The sequence below is a fragment of the Paenibacillus sp. plas6 genome (genome assembly GCF_057221655.1).
In genome coordinates this window covers 2,412,921-2,432,807 of sequence record NZ_CM170151.1, presented here as the reverse complement: position 1 = coordinate 2,432,807, position 19,887 = coordinate 2,412,921, and the positions used below count along the sequence as shown (strand labels likewise).

Genomic DNA, 19,887 nt, shown 5'->3' with positions numbered 1-19,887 from the left:
TTTCGAGATCTATTATTCCCTGCGCAGGAATCAGCATTTCTTCGCTTTTATAGAGCTCTCCATTCCTTTACTAAATAGTTATTAAATAAAAGAAGTCGTGAGCATCAATCCTTGCTCACGACTTTTTATAATATCTAATATGATGACTGTCGGTTAGGAAACAACTGCTGCCCCGCCGCCCTGAAGCTGATACATAAGGTAATACTTGCCGCGTTTCTCCATTAGTGAATCATGATTGCCTTGCTCAACAATAACTCCGCGATCTAGCACAAGAATTTGATCGGCAGAGCGAATCGTCGACAGACGATGAGCAATGACAAATGTCGTACGTCCACGCTTCAAAACATCAAGCGCATTTTGAATAATTGCCTCAGTTTCAGTATCTATGCTTGCTGTTGCTTCATCAAGAATAAGAATAGCTGGGTCATAGGCTAGCGCACGTGCAAACGAAATTAATTGACGTTGTCCTGCGGATAGCGTGCTGCCCTTCTCGATAACCTCAGTATCTATTCCGTTTGGCAAAGCCATAAACATTTCATATGCCCCTACATCTTTTAAAGCTTGAATTACTCGCTCACGGCTAATTTTAGGATTGTTCAAGCTAACATTTGAGGCAATGGTTCCTGTAAAGAGAAACGGATCTTGTAATACAATTCCCATATGCTCACGTATTTGCTGTTTGGAATATTCTCGTATATCCACTCCATCTATCGTTATACTGCCATGCTTAATATCATAGAAGCGGAACAATAGATTGAGGATTGAGCTTTTTCCTGAACCAGTATGACCTACTAAGGCAATGGTTTCGCCCTGCTTTGCAGAAAAGCTAATATTTTTTAAGACATACTCGTTATCTTTATAGGCAAAGTTCACATTATGGAATGCGACATCTCCGCGGTAACGAGGAATATGTCCTTCATCCACATCAACACCTGGTTCATTCATTAGCGTGAATACCCGCTCCGCCGACACACGTGCCACTTCAAGGTTAGAAAGTTGGTTAACAATCCCGACGATCGGATTAAACAGTCGATTAATATAATCAACATACGCAAACAACAGACCTACTGTAATCGCTGAACTAAACATGTTATAAAAAAACAGCACAATAATGACGACATAGACAATGTTGCGCAATAAGTTAAGCAAATTATGTGAGGTTAAGGAGTTTAGACTAAGCATTTTATTTTGATACTTAAAATAATAAGTGCTTAGTTCCTCAAACTCTTCCTTCATTGCTTTTTCCTTACGAAAAGCTTGAATAATCGGCATTCCTTGAATCGATTCATTGATCGTCGCATTAATTTCACTTAGCTTCGCACGCAAGATACGATTATATTTCGTTGCAAAGCGACGATACACATAAATCCATACGAATAAAATTGGAATAAAAGGCAAAGTGATTAAACCTAATTGCTCATCCATAATAAAGATTGCAGCATATATTCCAACAATGTAGACTATCCCCATACTAAAGTTAGCAATAACACCAACATAAAGCTCACGAATTGCTTCTGTATCATTCGTTACCCGCGATACAATTTGACCAGCTGCGTAGTGATCATAATATTGAACCGGCAGCCGTTGAGTATGAGCAAAAACATCATGACGTAATTTTTGCACGATACGATTTGCAGCAGTTTGCAGTAAAATACGCTGACCATAAATAAAAATCGCTGTAATCGCTAATAGTGCAAGATAAATAAGAGAAAGAGAAATAATTGGTTTAATTTCTGGCTTATAAAACTGGTACAGCTCTCCCTTGCTCAGCTTTACTCCCTGGGCTTCCGTGTTACCCTCGTCCACCAGTGTAAATGTTAGCCCCTTTTGGACAAAGTTTGCTGTTCCTAAAGATAGCTGCATATCAGCAAGCTTATCCTCACGTACAAGCCATTTATCTCCTAATGCAATAGCATTAGGCGTACCTTCTTCTACATAGTGCCACACTCGATTAATGCTCGTAATATGCTTATCAATAATTTGCTTAGCAATTATCGGTCCAACAACTTCAGCAGCTACAGCAATAATAAGAAATATAAGTGCAACAATAATCGTTTTCTTATAAAGCATGCCATACTGCCATAGCCGCCTGCCCGTACCAACCGCTGAATGAGATGGCTGCTCATTGTTCGAATGCTGTGCTTGGCTTAGATCTATCTTTTTCAGGTGGTGCTTATTTTTTTGTTCTTTTGCCATCTTTTAATCACCTCTCTAACCTTCAGCCCCTGATGCCTGTATATACTTATAGTAGCTAAAACTAGCAGCCTAGCTTTACGCACCAAGTTCTTGTTCAATTTGTTGACGATCATACTGCTCTTTGTACCAGCCGCCGCGTGCTAATAGCTCTTCATGAGTGCCTTCTTCAACAATGACACCATCATCAAGCACAATAATCCAATCGGCATGCTGCACAGCCGATAATCGATGGGTTGTAATAATGGTGGTTTTTTGCTTCCGTTCCTGCTTAATACTATTAATAATTTCTGTTTCTGTTTTCGCATCAACGGCAGATAAAGCATCATCAAGCAAAAGAATTTCAGGATCAGCTATAAGTGCTCTTGCGATGCTAACCCGCTGCTTCTGACCACCAGATAATGCAACCCCCCGCTCACCAACCATCGTATTTAAGCCATCCGGTAAAAATTGAATATCCTTAGCGAATGAAGCTCGTTCTAATGCATGCCAAAGCTCCTCCTCCGTAGCATCTGGCTTACCGAACAAAATGTTATCCCGGATTGAGCGCGAGAATAGAAACGGCTGCTGCGGCACATAGCCAATATAGCCTATAAGATCCGCTAGCTTGATTTCATCCAGCCTATGTTCTCCTAGCGCCAAACGTCCTCCACCTAGTGGATATTCACGTAAAATCTGTTTAAGAATCGTCGTCTTACCGCTGCCCGTTTTTCCTACAATACCTAATGTTTGCCCTTGCTTAATCGCAATATTAAGTGCATTCAAATTGGTTTGTTTCGAGCTAGGATACTGGAAAGAATATTGCTTGAAGGTTAAACTCGAAGGCTTAGGATTGCTAACGGTTTTTTCCTTATCCTTAACATCAGCCTCATAGTCTAATGTTTCATTTACCCGATCTAGAGAAGCATTACCGCGCTGCATAATGTTAATCAGTTCACCCATCGCAATCATTGGCCAAATTAACATACCTAAAAACATATTAAAGGTAACCAGTTCCCCTAGACTTAGCTCACTATTAAACACTAGATACGCTCCATAGCCAATTCCAATTAAATAACTAATTCCGACAATGATTTTAATCCCCGGCTCAAATAGCGCATCGATCTTTACAACATCAAGATTTTTTTCCAGTACTTCCTCTGTTTTGCGATGAAATTTTTGCTCGCTCGCTTTTTCTTGCACGAACGCACGTATAACACGAACCCCTGATACTGATTCCAATACATCATCATTGAGTTCGCCAAATGCATCCTGTGCAGCCATAAAACGCTGATGAATTTTTTTACCTAAAACATAAAGTAAGAGTGCAATTAATGGCAATGGAAGCAGCGCAGCTAAAGTTAACTTCCAGCTTATCGCTACACTCATCATAATAACGATACAAATCATAAAAATTGTTGAATCAAATAAAGTTAATATTCCGAAGCCTGCCGTATTCGAGATTGCTCCAAGATCATTCGTTGCTCTCGCCATTAAATCGCCTGTACGATTGCGTTCATAAAAGGTTGGCTTCATGCGCAAAAAATGAACCATTAGCTTCATTCGTAAATTACGCTCCAGCACAAAGGCCCCGCCAAACAATAAATAATGCCAAACATAATTGATGGCATATCCAACAACAGCAATGACCGACCAGCCTATAATCATCCACATAAATGATTTATCTGTAAATAGTCCTTGCTGTATTCCATCAATTACTAGCCCAATTAACCACGGCGGCAGCAAATCAACTAGACCTATAATAAAAAGCAGACTAATAGCCCAAATATATCGCTTTCGCTCTAGTTTAAAGAACCAACTAAGCTTCTTTAACACACTTAGCATACCGTATAACAACCCCCTGCTTTACTCAATTTCAGCATTTTTAATGGTATTACTGTAAAGCTCTTGCTTTTCTTTGCTCTGAGAGAACAAAAAAAAGCACACCTGTTCGTAGGCATGCTCCTTTCTAGATAAATAGCAATCATAACAATGAGATATTTATCACTATATAAGACAAGGCGCACGACTACGCTACGTAATCATGCGCCGCTAAATTTTTATATATGAACGACGCGGATTACGTAATCACTATCCATATTCATTTCTACCCAGTTAATTCCAATTACATGAATCATGATTCGTAATCCTCCTTTCACTTTGTTTATTAGATAAATTTACAATCTTTCTCAAGATTATCATTGGTTAATTATTGTTGTCAATCCTAAAAATTACACATTGGTCTAAAGATTTTAAATTTATCTCAATAATGTAGTCACTATTATTATTTCAAAAGGATACGATCGGTACTGCTATAAATTTATCGACTGTTAATTGTATGAGTCTTTTCGAGCAAATATTACAGAAAAAGTTGAGAATACCGCCAAAGAAATTATTAAAAATAAAATAACTTCTTGTTTAGTGATAAAACTAATAAGTCCAATTAACACAATAGCAATTCCATTTGATACAATCATCCTTTTCGTAAGAGCTGTACCTACGATACGAGCTACAACGAAAAATATTATGCTGAAGATAACATGAACAGCGTAAAGAATTAAAAAAAACAAAATAAATACAACAGAATTTCCAGGATCGCTAACTTCATCGTAATTTGCAACTAAAGGATTTTCTACATATACAAGAAAAAAACTATAAAGCACGCTTAATAAAAATGAAAATAAACATACATTAAATATAAATTCTTTTTTCAGCTTATCCATCGAATCCCCCTTATCATGGTACTATTATTAACTATAGTAAAATATACCAATATTATACTAAAAATTCAAAACAGTGATGCCCTCTATAAGAGGACATCACCTGCAAGAATTAGCTATACCAGTCGATGCCGTATACGCGAACCATATTTCCAATATAGCGATCGTGTGTAGGTGAACCATACCATTTAATTTGCTCATTCTCTACAACTCGCATCGCTGTTGAACCTGAGCCATCCAAAATAATCGAATTTACAGGGTTAAATCCGATATTCTCCATATAAATTTTTAGACTTGGAATTGTAGCGGAATTCCCATCTGTAACGATCATATAGCCGTAGGTATCGTCCCAAGCTAAAACGGTGCGCCAAGCCGCCAAATCATATCCAAGAATAAAAGGATCATCTCCCCAACTCTCTTTATTATAATCAATACCACCTATTACAGCTTTTGCAGTAGGATAGTTCGCTAAAACCTCATTGAGATTTTTCGCATAAATATGAGTGGCTTTCACTTTATTGTTGCTATCAGTGTAGGAAACGAACGTTTTTCGTTTGATTTGATCGCTGCTAGTTCCGTTATAAGCGTAATAATTGCTGTCACCTTTCCAGTAGCTAATTGATCTTAGCCCTGTCGGCGGTTTATTATAGCCGTTATCAGCAGCAAAAAATCCACCATTTATTCCGATATGTGGCGTCTTCGCCATTTGCGTATTAATGATCTCAGGTTTTACACGGCTTAATTCCGTTTTTATGATCGCAAACCGTGGTTTTCCCATCGGCTGAACAGTTCTAAATTCGAGTGTATAAGGTAATGTTGTTGCCATAAATAAATCTCTCCTTTTTGTATTTTATAAATGCAGAAAGGAAAGAGCGCTCTATTCACTTCCTTATATATATAAAAGACACTGATTTAGAAAAAGGTAATCCCTCAAAAATATAATTTTGCAGTAAAATCCTTTCGTCGTTGTCTTTCTGCAAAAGCAAAAGCCTCAATCATTAATTACCTAACTAATCGTTATTCGGCTTATAACGCTGAACCGCTTCAAATAATGCTAAAATTAATTCTTGCTTGGCATCTTCTTGATACTGTATGTCCATTTTTTTAACCATCTTTTGAATTAGTGGTTTAAAGCGTTCATATAGTTTTTCTAAATCTTCCAGATGTCCCTCTTTTGCCCGCTCCAGTAAAAGAGTTAAACTTTCTGAATGTTTACTAGGCTCCGTCATGAACGCTTCACCTCATATGCTCTCATTTTTTTCAAGGCATTCCTCCTAGTCTTTAAAACCGTATTTTTCGATATACGCAATTCATCACAAATCTCACGAATTTTCATGTCATAATGAAATAATCTCGTAATGATCACTTTTTCTTTTTCTGTTAACCTGGAAAAAGCCTGTTCAACAAATATTTTATCGATAACATCATGCTCTAGCGGACGGTTATTATAGGTAAGCAAATCGATCTGTTCAGTAATATCTTGATCAGAAACGAAGGAATTTAAGGTAGGTTGTTCTCGTGTAGATTGTGCAGACCATTTTTTATGTAAACGCATAGCTCTAAACTTTAGACAAGTTTTAATATACGAAACCGCTGCTGCATCACTGTAGCAAATATTTTGATTTTTCATTTCTACCTCCATACAGACTATTATTGATTTTAATTCTTTTCTTTTTACATGGCTGTTTACTGGAATTGTGATACATTAGGGGAATTATTGTTCTTTCATGCTGTATCGAGAGAAGTAACTAAAGGTGATCGAAATCCAAAATCGAACATATGTTCTCTATTAATATATCATGCATAAGCACATATAAACAAGATTTTTTAACGTCTAAATGCAAAAATAAAAAAAACTGATGCCGTCTGAATGGCACCAGCTTTTTACTTAAGGACCTTTTTTAATCCACCGAATGTATTGTTAACCGAAATTTATGAGGAGGATTATGATTTATAATTTCTCAAATGGATGTCAATTATGCTTTTTGCACCTCAAGCTCAATATTGACTTTAACTTCATCACCAATTAGAACGCCGCCTGTTTCAAGTGCAGCATTATATGTTAAGCCGTAGTTACTGCGCTTTAAGGAACCTGAAGCACTAATCCCTGCTTTTTGGTTACCCCACGGGTCAGTTGATGTGCCTTCAAAAGTAAGCTTGAAAGTTTCTTGTCTTGTAACACCATGAAGCGTTACATCGCCAACTACATTATACTCGTCGTCTGCTACTTTCTCGATGGAGCTAACTACAAATTTTAATGTAGGTGTATTCTCAACGTCAAAAAAGTCAGCAGAACGTAAATGATTATCACGATCCTCATTCCGCGTATCTACACTAGCAAGGTCAATGTTAAATTCAGCCTTTGCAGTCGTCAAATCATTAATATCTGCTTCAATATCCGCTTCAAACTTATGGAATACTCCTCTTACTTTCGCAATCATCAAGTGCTTAACTGAAAATTCAATTGTACTGTGTACAGGGTCAACAATCCATTTCGCCATCATTAAAAACCTCCGTTGATTTATTATTTATATTAACTAACTTTAATAAAGTACATAATTTAATTTTATATTGCCAATTACCTATTGTCAATACTATAATTATTAAATTAAACTCATCTACTAGGAATTAAGCATTATATAATTATCTCACTTCCTAGACATCTATCTGGAGGGATATGGCTTGACAATACGAGCAAAGTTATCAGTGGCTATCTCTCTCATTGTTTGCGCAGTACTTATATTAAATATTGCTTTTTCACAGATTAATGCGATAACAACGCAAAAAAATAATATTGAACAGCAAATAACGTCGATGTCTAATCAGTTGGCGCTATCTATCGAGCTAATCGAAAAAACGAATTTGCAAATAGAAAATGAGCTGGCTATGCGACTTAAGCTTGCGGCACAATCAGCTGAGCAAATGTTACCATCTAGAGTAGAAGAGATTTCAATCGAGCAATTAAAGCAGGTGCGTGATCAGCTTGAAATAACTGATATTACATTATGGGTGTTAAAGGAAGGTGAGCTTGTTTCCGTTACGTCCACAAATCCTGAAGAAGTAAATTTGCGTTCAAAAACCTGGGATTATTGGGACGTGGCAATGAAGGAAGTTATGCACCAGCAACCTGTTTCTGTATCTCAAGGGATGTCCTCCACTAATTTTTATTCTGGTCCAATCAATTTTGCTGTATCAGATCCTTCGAAAATCAATAAGTGGGGATATTATTATTCTGGAAAAACAAATTACATGATTAACACAGTGCTGAATACTGAACAAGTATTTCCTGATGGATATATACAAAGTAAGGATAAAATTGTTGAAGATTTAATTGCGAACAATGAATTGCTGCTGGAAATTACCGCTTTCGATCCACAGTTTTTTGGGAAAGAAAAAATTATTAAACTAAAGCAGGGAAAACCTGTCTATAACTTAGATGTACGAGATGTGAAGTTTGGCTCTTATGAGTTTAGTAATCTTGAAAAAGATGTTGCACTTGTACAGGACGCTATAGCTAAACAAAGCTTTCTGTTGTCCAAATTTAATTATGATGACGATTATCGTCTAATTCGTACGTTTATACCAGTTACCGCTGACCAACCATATGTTATTAGCATGGTGTTTGACTACGACTTATTAAACGCTAGTACAAAAAGACAGTTCATCGATCACACATTGATTAGCATTATTTTATTGCTTCTTACTATCGTTAGCAGCTATTTAATCGCTAAGTTGCTGACAACTCCTTTAACAAAAATTATGCTAAAGGTTAATGCAATTGCAATGAAGCAATTTAATACTCCGTTAGAGCTCAATAGTAAGGACGAGCTTGGCTTACTCGCGGCGCAAGTGAATGAGATGGGAGATCATTTATACCAGTATACCGAGCAACTTAAACAGACGAACCATGAGCTGCTTCATACAAAGCAGTATTTGGAATCATTTTTCTCCCATACAAAAGAAGCTATCCATATTATGGATTTAAACTTCAATATTATACAAGTAAATAAAGCATTCGAGGAAATGTTCCAATATGATATTAGTGAATTGTTAGGCAAGCCGCTGTTCCCTAACAATCCTGAAAAACAACGCTCATACGAGCAGCTACTTATTGGCGTAATGAACAATAATGGTCCGTATCATTTTGATACAATTATGCATACAAAATCAGGTACTCCTCTGGATGTCAGCAGCTCTTTATCTGCGATTATTAATGAAGCCGGAGAAACGATGGCGATCGCTTCCATTACGCGAAATCTTACACAGTATAAACAGAATGAAGAGCTAAGACGTAACAATGAAAAGCTGTCAGCCGTAGGTCGCCTTGCTGCAAGTATTGCTCATGAATTACGCAATCCTTTAACGACGATTAAAGGATTTTTAACGCTTAATCGCAGCTCAGGTAAAATTTCGCCGCACCATTATGAGCTCGTGATGCAAGAAATTGAACATATGAATGTTATTGTGAGTCAATTTCTTACTATGTCTAGGCCACAAATTGATCAGTGGGCACCGATCCATATTGAGCGCATTATACGTGATATTATAACGTTGATGACATCAGCAGGTAAGCTTAATGAACATACAACAGCCGAAATTATTGGCTGCAAACAGCAATCTATTGTGCTAGGTTCAGAGCAACACCTGAAGCAGGTCTTTGTCAATTTAATTACAAACAGTATCGAAGCGATGCCAGATGGAGGCAAGCTTACGATTACGATTGAACATGCCAAAGAGGATAAACAGCTTATTGTTATTATCGAGGATACCGGTGTTGGAATGGATGAAGAAGAACTTAAACATATCTTTACGCCATTTTACACAAGCAAGCTAGAGGGTAACGGACTTGGATTGCTTGTATCTCAGCAAATTATTGCTGGTCATCACGGAAGTATTTACTTTGAAAGTGAACCAGGTAAAGGAACTCGCGCTATTGTAAAACTGCCTATTGAACCTCCAAATGCATCTTAAGGAGTGCGTGCAGCAATACAAAATGTCCATAAGGCGCTAAAATTGGATAATATTCTTACCTTTATCATTCAATGTAATTTGACTTTCCACTTCAATTAGGACAATAATAAAACATGACTTTTTTGCCCACTGTTTCAGACAGTAGAAGGAGGGAACCATAATGAGTATCGTTTCTCAGCTATTAGAATACAATAAACAGTTTGTCGAAAATAAGGAGTACGAGAAATATATTACAGATAAGTACCCTGAGAAAAAAATTGCGATCTTAAGCTGTATGGATACACGCTTAATGGAGCTTTTGCCAAAGGCTTTAAATTTACGTAATGGCGATGCTAAATTTATTAAAAATGCAGGTGCTGTTCTAACTCAGCCTTTCGGTTCTGCAATGCGCAGTATACTTGTTGCTATTTATGAGCTTAAAGCGCAAGAAGTCCTTGTTATCGGTCACTATGGCTGTGGCATGACAAATTTGGACAGCAAAGGCATGGTCGAAAAATTCATTACCGAGGGCGGCGTAGATCCTCTAGTAATCGAAACTTTGGAACGCTCTGGCATTAAGATGGAGAAATTTTTACGAGGCTTCTCAGATCCAGCCGATGGAGTCATGCATAGCGTTAAAATGATTAGAAACCATCCTTTATTCCCTGCTCATGTTCCTGTTCACGGATTCGTTATAGATCCTACAACAGGTGAACTTAAGCTGCTAGTTGAGGACTATCGCGAATAACTGTAGCACTAATTATTCATTTATTATTAGCTAAATAAAGCCTGTAAAGCTGTCTGACATATGTATCTGCATATGACAAGGCGCCTTGCAGGCTTTTACTTTTTATTTCAAAGCTATACTTAAAACTATACTTACTAAATGTAATGAACTCAGAAGCAGCTTATCCATTGATACAGTCATCGAATGAATGCAGCGCGACGTGCTAAACGCCCTTGAATAATATCTTGATTTATGCTGATCGCTGCTCGCACTCCATCACCAGCAGCTAAAACTGCCTGTGCAGGTGAAACACTGCTCACATCCCCTGCTACATATACACCTGCAACACTCGTCCTGCCTCGTCCGTCCTGCCATATTCCACCGTGTGGAGCAAATCTACAGCCCAATTGCTGTGCTAACGAACCAGAATGTTGCCAGTATGGGGAAATAAACCCTCCCTTGCACTCAACCCGCTGTCCATCAGCAGTAACAATTTTTCTTAGTTTTCCTTGCTTGCCTACTAAAGCAGTAATTGGTGAAGTATACAGCTTAACTCCCATTAGCTGCAATATGTTCAGATCTGCCCTTGTTAAATTAAATTTCCCATTTGTAAATAGATGAAGCTTACTGCTCCATTGACTTACTGTTGTTACGAGCGCTATTGCATTTCTTCCCTCTGAAATAATCGCTAATGGTTGATTAATTAGCTCATAGCCATCACAATATGGACAACTAAATAAGGAAATCCCGTAATATCGCGAAATATAAGGGACGTTTGGCAATACTTCCTTTAATCCAGTGGCCAGCAAAATACGATCAGCTTTAATGCGCTTGCCTTGCTCAGCTGTTAATAAGAATGATCCGTCAGCCAAGCGATGAACGTATTCTATCGCAGTACGATACCGCTTCACCTGCGAAAATTGACGCAGTTCCTCATGAGCAAGCTTGCGAAACTGTTGAGGAGCAATTCCTTCACGAGTAATAAAGCCATGCATCTGCTTCGTTACAGCATTGCGCGGCTTACCATTATCAAACAACAGCACTCGATGATTTGCGCGAGCTAGCATTAAGGCTGCGTTAAGTCCTGCTGGACCTCCTCCGATTATCGCAACTGACATAAGCTCACACACCTTTTTTGTTTTACTATAATGTATGAACTCTAACTAGCTAATATTTTATTGTTTAAAACTAGCCTCGTACCATTTTTTCGCTTTTTCAATCTCACTGCGTGTAAGCTGATGTCCATTGCTTTCCCATATTAACTGTACTTTGGCACCAGCACCGTGCAAAAGCGCCGCAAGTTCCTCTGTTTCTTGCGGGATGCAGATCGGATCATTATCCCCGGCGGCAATAAAAACGTTCGTTCCTGTTAAGTTTGGAAGCTCTACATCACGCAGCGGAACCATTGGATGATGCAGACTTGCACCAAGCAAAGCATTATCATAATGAAATAACAAGCTTGCGGCAATATTGGCACCGTTGGAATAGCCGACTGCTATAACCTTGTTTCGAGCAAATCCATATTGCTTAGCCGCTTTATCAATAAATGCTTTTAGCTCCACTGTACGAGCCTTCAAATCTTCAATATCAAAAATTCCTTCCGCAAACCTTCTAAAAAAACGTGACATGCCATTTTCAACTACATTTCCTCTAACACTTAAAATGGATGCAGTGGGATCAATATATTGAGCAATCCCAATCAGATCACGCTCTGTACCACCCGTTCCGTGCAAAAGCAACAGCACGGGAGCTGCTGGATCAGAGCCTGCTTCATAAATATGCTTCATTGTCATTTCCTCCTTAATAATTTCATAGTCATTTGGAGCAATTAAATTTCAGCTTAATTACACTGAATATCTTAAAATTAAGATTATTATTTGCAGCAAGCCTGCTTAACATCAGCTCGCCCTAGTTCGCAGCTATCTTTATCATACAAACAGCTCTGGATTAACTGCTATGTTCTCCTGAAATTAACCCTGCTTAAATGTTTCCTCAGCATAGATGCCAAGCTTTCGCAGCAATGTTAGTGCTTGCTTTTGTTCCTCAATATCCAGTCCCGCAACAGCCTTAGCAATTACGTTTGCATGCACAGGAAAAATACTCTCCATAAATGCTGAACCTTGCTCAGTTACCTCAGCATAAATTAATCGTCTATCCTCGGTAGATACACGTCGCTTCGCTAATCCTTTTTGTTCAAGCTTATCCACAACATAAGTAATATTTCCGCTGCTCATAAGCACCTTATTGCCGATTTGCTGCAGCGGCTGAGGCCCTTTATGATAGAGCAATTCTAACACACCGAATTCCGTACGGTTTAATCCATGCTTTCGAATATCACGATCAGCATGAGCGCTTACCCATAAATTCGCTCGTGATAGGGCGATATATAATTCAAGCGCAGCTCCTTGCTCGTGATAACGACTTGTTTCGCTCATAACTAAACTCCTCACCCTAAAATAATCTTAAAATTAAGATAACAAATGCAAAGATAAGTGTCAACTAAACACATTAAGTATATAACTGTGAATCAGACTTGACTTGCAAAGCAATAATCAGTATGCTAATCGTAAACCATTAAGAAAAAGCAATGAGCAGAAAGAGTAGTTATGCGAGGCATGTTATAGCGAGCCGATGGTCGGTGCAAAGATCGGTACATGCTGCATAGTGAATGGGTCTGCTGGCTACAATCCGAACCTTTATTGCAAGCAGTAGGCATTGTCGGCGCTCACCGTTATCTGAGCTTTCTTGTTGCAGTTTATTTGCTGCAAAGCAAGATTCAAGTGCGACGTTATGTCGAATTTGGGTGGTACCGCGGAGTTTTCAGCTTCGTCCCTTTTGTGTAGGGATGAAGCTTTTTTATTTTAAATAAAGAGGTGTGTAAAATGAAACGTATACTATCAGGTATTAAACCTAGTGGCGTGCTAAATATTGGGGGATATGCAGGGGCACTTAGCCAATTTGTTCGCAATCAAGAGGAATATGAATGCTTCTTCTTTATTCCAGATTTACATGCAATTACAGTTTATCAAGATCCGAAAGAGCTGCATACACGTTCACGCGAGCTAGCTGCACTTTATATCGCAGCAGGAATTGACCCTAAACGCTCAACTGTATTTCTGCAATCACAGGTTGCTGCACATGCTGAGCTAGGCTGGTTAATGGAAACCCAGTCGCATTTTGGCGAGCTAAGTCGCATGACTCAATTTAAAGACAAATCTGCAGGTCAAGACGTCGTTAGCGCTGCATTATTCACTTACCCTGCTCTTATGGCAGCAGATATTTTACTATATCAAGCAACTCATGTTCCTGTTGGTGAGGATCAGAAGCAGCATCTTGAGCTAACCCGTGATTTAGCGATTCGCTTCAACAACCGATATGGCGAAACATTTACTGTGCCTGAGCCTGTAATCCAAGAAGTCGGAGCTCGTATTATGGGACTGGATGATCCTTCGAAAAAAATGAGCAAATCCAACCCTAACACAAACAGCTACATTTTGATGACAGATGAGCCTGCTGTTATTCGCAAAAAGTTCTCACGTGCAGTAACTGACTCTGAAATGTCCGTACGCTACGATTGGGAAAACAAGCCTGCAGTAAGTAATTTGATTGAAATTTTCAGCGTGTTTGCAGGCATTTCGATTGAAGAAGTTGAAAAGCAATTTGAAGGTCAAGGCTACGGCAATTTCAAAAAAGAGCTTGCTGAAGTTGTTATCGCTAAGCTTGAGCCGATCCAACAACGCTTCAATGAAATTTACCACTCCTCAGAGCTTGACAATATTTTGCGCGATGGCGCTGAACGTGCTGCAGCCATTGCTAATGAAACGTTGCTTAAAGCAAAACGCAATATGGGCTTTTTAATCGTATAAAACGAAAGGGACGAACCGCACTTCTTGCCGCATAGCAAAAGAGCGAACTCGTCCCTTTTTTATTTCTAATAAATGATTGGTTTATCGCATTAACTATTGGATGCTTGATTGAGCTGTTTACTACGCAATTGACCGCAGGCAGCATCGATATCTGCCCCATGCTCCATACGTACGCTTACACTCATTTTATGTTTTTTCAAAATATCATAGAAGGTACGAATATCCTCCTGAGTGCTGCGTTGATATTGACTATGCTCATCAACAGGATTGTATGGAATAAGGTTGATATTAACCATATCTTTACGCGGCTCTAATAATGCAGCTAGCTCATTTGCATGCTCTGGCTGATCATTGACACCCTTCAATAAAATATATTCGATAGTTGCCCGACGATTAGAATGCTGCAAATAATAGTCGATCGCAGGCATTAGCTTTTCTAATGGATAAGCTTTATTAATTTTCATAATACGTGAGCGTAGCTCATTGTTCGGAGCATGCAAGGAAATCGCCAAATTCACACCAAGATCACTGTCAGTAAAGTCTTTAAATCGATTAACTAACCCGCTTGTTGATACCGTAATATGACGCGGACCAATTGCCAGTCCTTGATGATCCTTTACAGTACGAATGAAATTGGACATGTGCTCGAAATTATCGAATGGTTCACCAATTCCCATTACAACGATATGACTTACTCGTTCTCCTTTACCTTGCCGATCAAGGAAAAACTGTACCTGCATCAATTGCTCTGTAATTTCACCGCTCGTTAGATCACGGCTTTTAGCTATAAGACCACTCGCACAAAAGCTGCAGCCAATATTACAACCAACCTGTGTCGTTACACAAACGGACAAACCAAATTTATGACGCATTAGCACCGTTTCAATTAAATTGCCGTCGGCAAGTTGAAATAAAAACTTCACCGTACCGTCCTGTGATTGCTGCCGTGTATGCTCCTTAAGCGTCTCAATTGTAAAATGCTCCTCAAGCAAGGCAAGCGTTGCTTCATTAACCCCTGTCATATCTTTGAAGCTGCGTACGCGCTGACGATATAAGCCTCGCCAAATATGAATCGCACGCGAGCGTTTATCTCCTTGTTGCTCCAGCCAATTGCTTAGCTGTTCTAATGTTAGTCCATAAATTGATGACTTCATAGCTCTTTAACCTCTTTCGCTTCAACAGCTTATTGCTGCCTCTAGCTTATTTTATCATGGTTCGTTCTCTATTTTCCCAAATTGTGTAGCACAATACAAGTAGCAAATCCGATCAAACTTAATCAAAGCAAAAGAAGCCATTTCACAGCTATAGCACATTTGCTGCCTACAGCTTCTGAAATAGCTTCCCAACATACGAAAGAATATAATTATGGTGGCCTCACGCGATTATCCATGTTTTTGAATCAATGAAATTTGACCTGCATGAATACCTGTATGATAAAGTAATTGCGAGATTGCATCAAGCGGTGTAAATGTACCGCGCGGTGTTTTTACTTCCTTCGTCCAATCCTCTGCTGGCAAGGATAAAATAGCATCCTTAATAACAGCATTTGAAGCTTCTAACAGTTGAATTAGCTCCGCCAAATTATTAAATTGTGCCGTTGTATGAGCTGGTCCACGCAATGTATAATATTCTAAATCATCTGGTTTTTTCTTGCCAAACACCCACTCTCCATACACATATTCTACCTCAGCACTATGACGAATCATATAACCAATTGTGGCAGGACCAATTGCAAGCTTCAATGAATCCTCTGGAAGTTCCTTCACCATTTTATGAAAACGACCTTGTGTAGCTTCCCACATTGCTAGTATTGTTGCTGAATCCATTGCTTTCCCTCCTGAACTTATTCATTGTTCATTATTCATGGCAAACTCTACTTTATGTTTAACTTTTTATTTTACCCCTTGGCCATGTGGGTCACGATTAATATGCTCAAAGTGCTCGCCAGCAAAGTCAACATCAAATGCTTGACCGAAACCAACAACATAACGCCCTTTATCTAAAGTTAGCTCAAACAAGGAAAAGTCAAGCGTACGCAGCATTTTAAAGGTTGGTGTACCAAACTTAGCCTCAAACTTAGCAAACACTTCTTCATAGCCTTCATTACCGACATTTTTACCTTGTCCTTTAAAGCGAGCACGTTCACGTGCAAAGATGTTTTTCGTTTCCGACTCGTCAGCAGCTAGCATGACATCAAGTTTTGGATTGTTTTCTATGTTGCGATAATGCTCAGCAATTTGACTTAAATAAACATAAACCTTGCCCTCATGAGCAACAAATGGGGCATACGACAAAAATGGTTCACCGTCAGGCGTAATCGTGCTTAAAAAAATTGATTTTGTGTGCTCAACTAGCTTTTGATAGTTTTCCTTAAGTACAGCAACATCCATTGGCTTAATATTCATCATTTGGGACACATCCTTTGCTTTACTTTTTTTCATAATATGAATTCTCGGTTTATGATCAACATACTGTATATCTGCTTCTACACCGTAAACTTCGCCGATTAAGCTAGTCGTCATCACTTGTTCAGGGGTACCATATGCGTGAACCTCTCCTCTATGGATAACGCATATTTTGTCGCTATATTGCACGGCGTGATTCAAATCATGCAGCACCATAATTACAGTAAGACCAAGTTCTTTATTTAAACGTTTTATTAAATCCAAAACTTCAAGTTGGTGGGCAATATCAAGATAGGTTGTCGGTTCATCAAGCAGTAATATTTTCGGTTTTTGCGCCAAAGCCATCGCGATCCAGGCACGTTGTGCCTCGCCACCTGATAAACGTTGCAGCAAGCGATCACGATAAGACATCATTCCTGTTAGCTGAAGCGCCCACTCTACGATCTCCTCATCTTCCTTAGACATTCGTTCATACCATTTTTTATATGGTAACCTTCCATAGCCTACAAGCTCGCCAACCGTCATATCGTGGGGGCTTCTGTTAGATTGCGATACCATACACATTTGCTTAGAAATTTGCTTAATTGACATTTTAGAAATCTCTTGATCGTTAAACGTTATTGCTCCGCCCGCAAGCGAAATGCGCTTCGAAATTGCCTTAAGAATCGTTGATTTACCAGTTCCGTTAGGACCAATAATCGATACAATTTCTCCTGCTTGCACTTCTAGCGAGATATTATTAATAATATTGCGCTCCGAATAATTAATACTTACATTTTTCAAAGCAAGCATTCTACGCTCCCCCTTTACGCATCAGGTATAAGAAGTAAGGACCGCCAATCATTGCCATTACAATACCAGCAGGAATTTGCGTAGCACTAAATAGTGAACGTCCAATTAAATCAGCAATTAGTAAAATAAATGCACCAAGCAAAATACTTAGCGGCAAATTAAATCGATAATCTGAGCCAATTAACAAGCGTGCCATATGCGGCACAACAAGCCCGACAAAGCCTACTAAACCAACCATCGACACCGAAACAGCTGCTAAGCCTACCGCTAATAAACTAAGCAATAACCTTACTACATTCATATTTTGACCTAGATTATGCGCAGTTTGTTCCCCTAATCTAAGCACATTGATATGTCGTATAGAAAGTAATGCAATAATCCAACCAACGATTGAATAAGGCAAAATAAGCAATACATCGCTCATTTCCTTGCCAGCGAGACTACCGTTCATCCATTGAATCGCTGCTGGTAAGCGATCGCTATATAATAATGAAAGTAAACCAATAACTCCGCCAAAAATCGCATTTACAGCAACTCCCGATAAAACAATCCGCACAGGCTGAAAGCCGGTTGAGCGTTGCCAAGCCATAGCATATACCATAACAGCAGCTATTACACCACCTGCTATAGCAACGAGCGGAATATAGCCGCTAGCGCCTGGAAGTGCAAGCATAATGAACAGTGCTGCAACCGCCGCTCCACTCGATACCCCCGTTACACCTGGGTCAGCAAGCGGATTTTGCACAACAGCCTGCAATAAGCTTCCCGAAATTGCCAGATTAGCCCCAACAATTAAAGCAAGTAAAACTCTAGGTATACGAATATCCCATAATATAACGGAGCTAGTATCATCTCCGTGTCCCAGCAGCGTTTGCAATGTTACAATTGGATTTACACTTACACTACCAATCCCAATCGCAAAGAGTGTAGCTAGGATCAAGAGTATAAATACTGCCGCAAGAAGCATAGTTTTGTTAGTCTTCGATCCTGTTAACACCGAATTGTGCCCTCCTGCTGCCAGATTTAAATTTTCCTAACATTTCTATCTTTTCTATTATAACGTTATTGATAATGATTATCAATATAGATTATGTTGTTCACCTGGAAAAATGACATCCTTTATTATAATTTGCTGAACAAAGCAGAAATCAGCTCATCGTATTTCTATAAAATATCAAAATAAAAAGGTTGAAGCGAAAACTTGCTACGTTTTCACTCCAACCTTCTATTTAATACACTCATAAATAGTTTCATCGTTTTAAATAAACATCATTTTACGCTTGATTTTTCATAAATTGTACAATCTCTTGCTCTGTAGGAATCGAAGCTTGTGCACCATGTCTAGTTACCGTTAAAGCTGAAGCTGCAACTGCATATTGCAACGCTTCACGTTTAGATTTGCCAATGCTTGAAGCTGAGGCAAAGGCACCAATAAAAGTATCACCCGCTGCAGTCGTATCTACTGCATCTACTTTAAAGGCGGGAATCGTTAGCTGTTCCTTCTCATTAACATAAACACAACCTTTATCGCCAAGCGTTACCACTACTTCTCTTGTTCCCTGCTGAAGCATAAATGTAGCTGCCTTCATTGCATCTTCAACGCCGTTAATTGTAATCCCGGTAATAAGTTCGATTTCTGTTTCATTTAAAATACAAGTATGAATATACTGCATCAGCTCATGCTCTATTTTGAGCGCAGGTGCAGGATTAAACCAAACAGGCACACCTTGTTGCTTAGCTGCTTTCATTACAGCTACCGTAGTCTCCCAATTAATTTCATTTTGCAATAATACAGCAAAAGCACTTTGCCAAGAAAATTGCTTCTCGATGTCTTCATATGTAAAGGAAATATTGCTGCCCGGAGCAAGAATAATATGGTTTTCTCCCGCTTGCTCAACAGTAATTAGGGCTAGTCCTGAATTTCCTTGCTGTTGAAGAATGCTTTCTGTGTTAACACCGCTGCTCTGTAAATTAGCAATTAATTCATCAGCAAAACTGTCTGTTCCTACTGCTCCAATCATTTGCACCTTAGCGCCGCTGCGTGCCGCTGCTACCGCTTGGTTAGCACCTTTGCCACCTGAAAAATAAGCTAATGAAGTACTATGAATCGTTTCTCCCGGCTTAGGAAAAGCCTTTACGGTTGTCACAAGATCCATATTGATGCTGCCTACTACTACAATTTCACTCATGTAATCACCCTTAATGATATGTTCAATCACTAGTTCCCCATTGATATAAAGGTACAATACAGGACC

The 19,887-nt window shown here is 38.9% G+C and carries 18 protein-coding genes and 1 other annotated feature; of the genes, 3 read left to right on the top strand and 15 right to left on the bottom strand.

All coding sequences use genetic code 11. The features are described from left to right. Positions 1-153: 153 nt before the first annotated feature. The 7 genes from AC2TDL_RS10975 to AC2TDL_RS10945 all read right to left on the bottom strand — a co-directional run bounded on the left by AC2TDL_RS10975 (position 154) and on the right by AC2TDL_RS10945 (position 7,396). Complete coding sequence (locus AC2TDL_RS10975; RefSeq protein ID WP_484701142.1) at positions 154-2,070, bottom strand: ABC transporter ATP-binding protein; 1,917 nt, start codon at positions 2,068-2,070, stop codon at positions 154-156. A 201-nt stretch (positions 2,071-2,271) separates the two neighbouring features. Next, positions 2,272-4,017 (bottom strand): ABC transporter ATP-binding protein, encoded by a 1,746-nt coding sequence (locus AC2TDL_RS10970; protein WP_484696174.1) that lies wholly within the window; start codon positions 4,015-4,017, stop codon positions 2,272-2,274. Positions 4,018-4,502: 485 nt separating this feature from the next. After that, the gene (locus tag AC2TDL_RS10965; RefSeq protein WP_484696173.1) at positions 4,503-4,895 is read right to left on the bottom strand and encodes a hypothetical protein; all 393 of its coding nucleotides are present in this window, start codon (positions 4,893-4,895) and stop codon (positions 4,503-4,505) included. A 109-nt stretch (positions 4,896-5,004) separates the two neighbouring features. Beyond that, a complete protein-coding gene (locus AC2TDL_RS10960; RefSeq protein WP_484696172.1) occupies positions 5,005-5,718 on the bottom strand; it encodes a phosphodiester glycosidase family protein in 714 nt (237 codons plus the stop codon). 184 nt (positions 5,719-5,902) lie between these two features. Further along, on the bottom strand, positions 5,903-6,121 hold the full coding sequence (locus AC2TDL_RS10955) for a helix-turn-helix domain-containing protein (protein ID WP_484696171.1): 219 nt from the start codon (positions 6,119-6,121) through the stop codon (positions 5,903-5,905). Then, positions 6,118-6,522 carry a sigma factor-like helix-turn-helix DNA-binding protein gene (locus AC2TDL_RS10950; protein WP_484696170.1) on the bottom strand — a complete coding sequence of 135 codons (405 nt, stop codon included), beginning with the start codon at positions 6,520-6,522 and terminating at the stop codon, positions 6,118-6,120. The genes AC2TDL_RS10955 and AC2TDL_RS10950 overlap by 4 nt, the downstream gene beginning before the upstream one ends. 346 nt (positions 6,523-6,868) lie before the next feature. Further along, positions 6,869-7,396, bottom strand: a complete 528-nt coding sequence (locus AC2TDL_RS10945; RefSeq protein WP_484696169.1) for a YceI family protein — start codon at positions 7,394-7,396, stop codon at positions 6,869-6,871. Between the two features lie 178 nt (positions 7,397-7,574). Between AC2TDL_RS10945 and AC2TDL_RS10940 the strand changes: the two genes are divergently transcribed. Together AC2TDL_RS10940 and AC2TDL_RS10935 are read left to right on the top strand one after the other, a co-directional pair. Further along, positions 7,575-9,863, top strand: coding sequence for an ATP-binding protein (locus AC2TDL_RS10940; RefSeq protein WP_484696168.1), 2,289 nt, complete (start codon positions 7,575-7,577; stop codon positions 9,861-9,863). Positions 9,864-10,023: 160 nt separating this feature from the next. Beyond that, positions 10,024-10,590, top strand: a complete 567-nt coding sequence (locus AC2TDL_RS10935; RefSeq protein WP_484696167.1) for a beta-class carbonic anhydrase — start codon at positions 10,024-10,026, stop codon at positions 10,588-10,590. Positions 10,591-10,766: 176 nt separating this feature from the next. On the opposite strand, the gene AC2TDL_RS10930 is transcribed toward AC2TDL_RS10935, so the two are convergent. From AC2TDL_RS10930 to AC2TDL_RS10920, 3 genes are all read right to left on the bottom strand, one after another. After that, complete coding sequence (locus tag AC2TDL_RS10930; RefSeq protein WP_484696166.1) at positions 10,767-11,687, bottom strand: NAD(P)/FAD-dependent oxidoreductase; 921 nt, start codon at positions 11,685-11,687, stop codon at positions 10,767-10,769. A gap of 57 nt (positions 11,688-11,744) precedes the next feature. Next, positions 11,745-12,356 carry an alpha/beta hydrolase gene (locus tag AC2TDL_RS10925; protein WP_484696165.1) on the bottom strand — a complete coding sequence of 204 codons (612 nt, stop codon included), beginning with the start codon at positions 12,354-12,356 and terminating at the stop codon, positions 11,745-11,747. 183 nt (positions 12,357-12,539) lie between these two features. Continuing rightward, positions 12,540-13,004, bottom strand: coding sequence for a MarR family winged helix-turn-helix transcriptional regulator (locus AC2TDL_RS10920; RefSeq protein ID WP_484696164.1), 465 nt, complete (start codon positions 13,002-13,004; stop codon positions 12,540-12,542). Between the two features lie 143 nt (positions 13,005-13,147). Continuing rightward, positions 13,148-13,406, top strand: a binding site (T-box leader). Positions 13,407-13,451: 45 nt separating this feature from the next. On the opposite strand from AC2TDL_RS10920, the gene trpS reads away from it, so the two are divergent. Further along, a complete protein-coding gene (gene trpS, locus AC2TDL_RS10915; protein ID WP_484696163.1) occupies positions 13,452-14,435 on the top strand; it encodes a tryptophan--tRNA ligase in 984 nt (327 codons plus the stop codon). An 89-nt stretch (positions 14,436-14,524) separates the two neighbouring features. Here the strand turns inward: trpS and rlmN are convergent, their stop codons facing one another. The 5 genes from rlmN to rbsK all read right to left on the bottom strand — a co-directional run bounded on the left by rlmN (position 14,525) and on the right by rbsK (position 19,821). Continuing rightward, positions 14,525-15,589, bottom strand: coding sequence for a dual-specificity RNA methyltransferase RlmN (rlmN, locus tag AC2TDL_RS10910; protein ID WP_484696162.1), 1,065 nt, complete (start codon positions 15,587-15,589; stop codon positions 14,525-14,527). A gap of 228 nt (positions 15,590-15,817) precedes the next feature. Then, positions 15,818-16,261, bottom strand: a complete 444-nt coding sequence (locus AC2TDL_RS10905; RefSeq protein WP_484696161.1) for a DinB family protein — start codon at positions 16,259-16,261, stop codon at positions 15,818-15,820. 66 nt (positions 16,262-16,327) lie between these two features. After that, entirely contained in the window at positions 16,328-17,632 is a 1,305-nt protein-coding gene (locus tag AC2TDL_RS10900) for an ATP-binding cassette domain-containing protein (protein ID WP_484696160.1), read from the bottom strand. A 1-nt stretch (position 17,633) separates the two neighbouring features. Continuing rightward, the gene (locus AC2TDL_RS10895; RefSeq protein ID WP_484696159.1) at positions 17,634-18,629 is read right to left on the bottom strand and encodes a FecCD family ABC transporter permease; all 996 of its coding nucleotides are present in this window, start codon (positions 18,627-18,629) and stop codon (positions 17,634-17,636) included. A 277-nt stretch (positions 18,630-18,906) separates the two neighbouring features. Then, on the bottom strand, positions 18,907-19,821 hold the full coding sequence (rbsK, locus tag AC2TDL_RS10890; protein WP_484696158.1) for a ribokinase: 915 nt from the start codon (positions 19,819-19,821) through the stop codon (positions 18,907-18,909). Between the last annotated feature and the right edge of the window lie 66 nt (positions 19,822-19,887).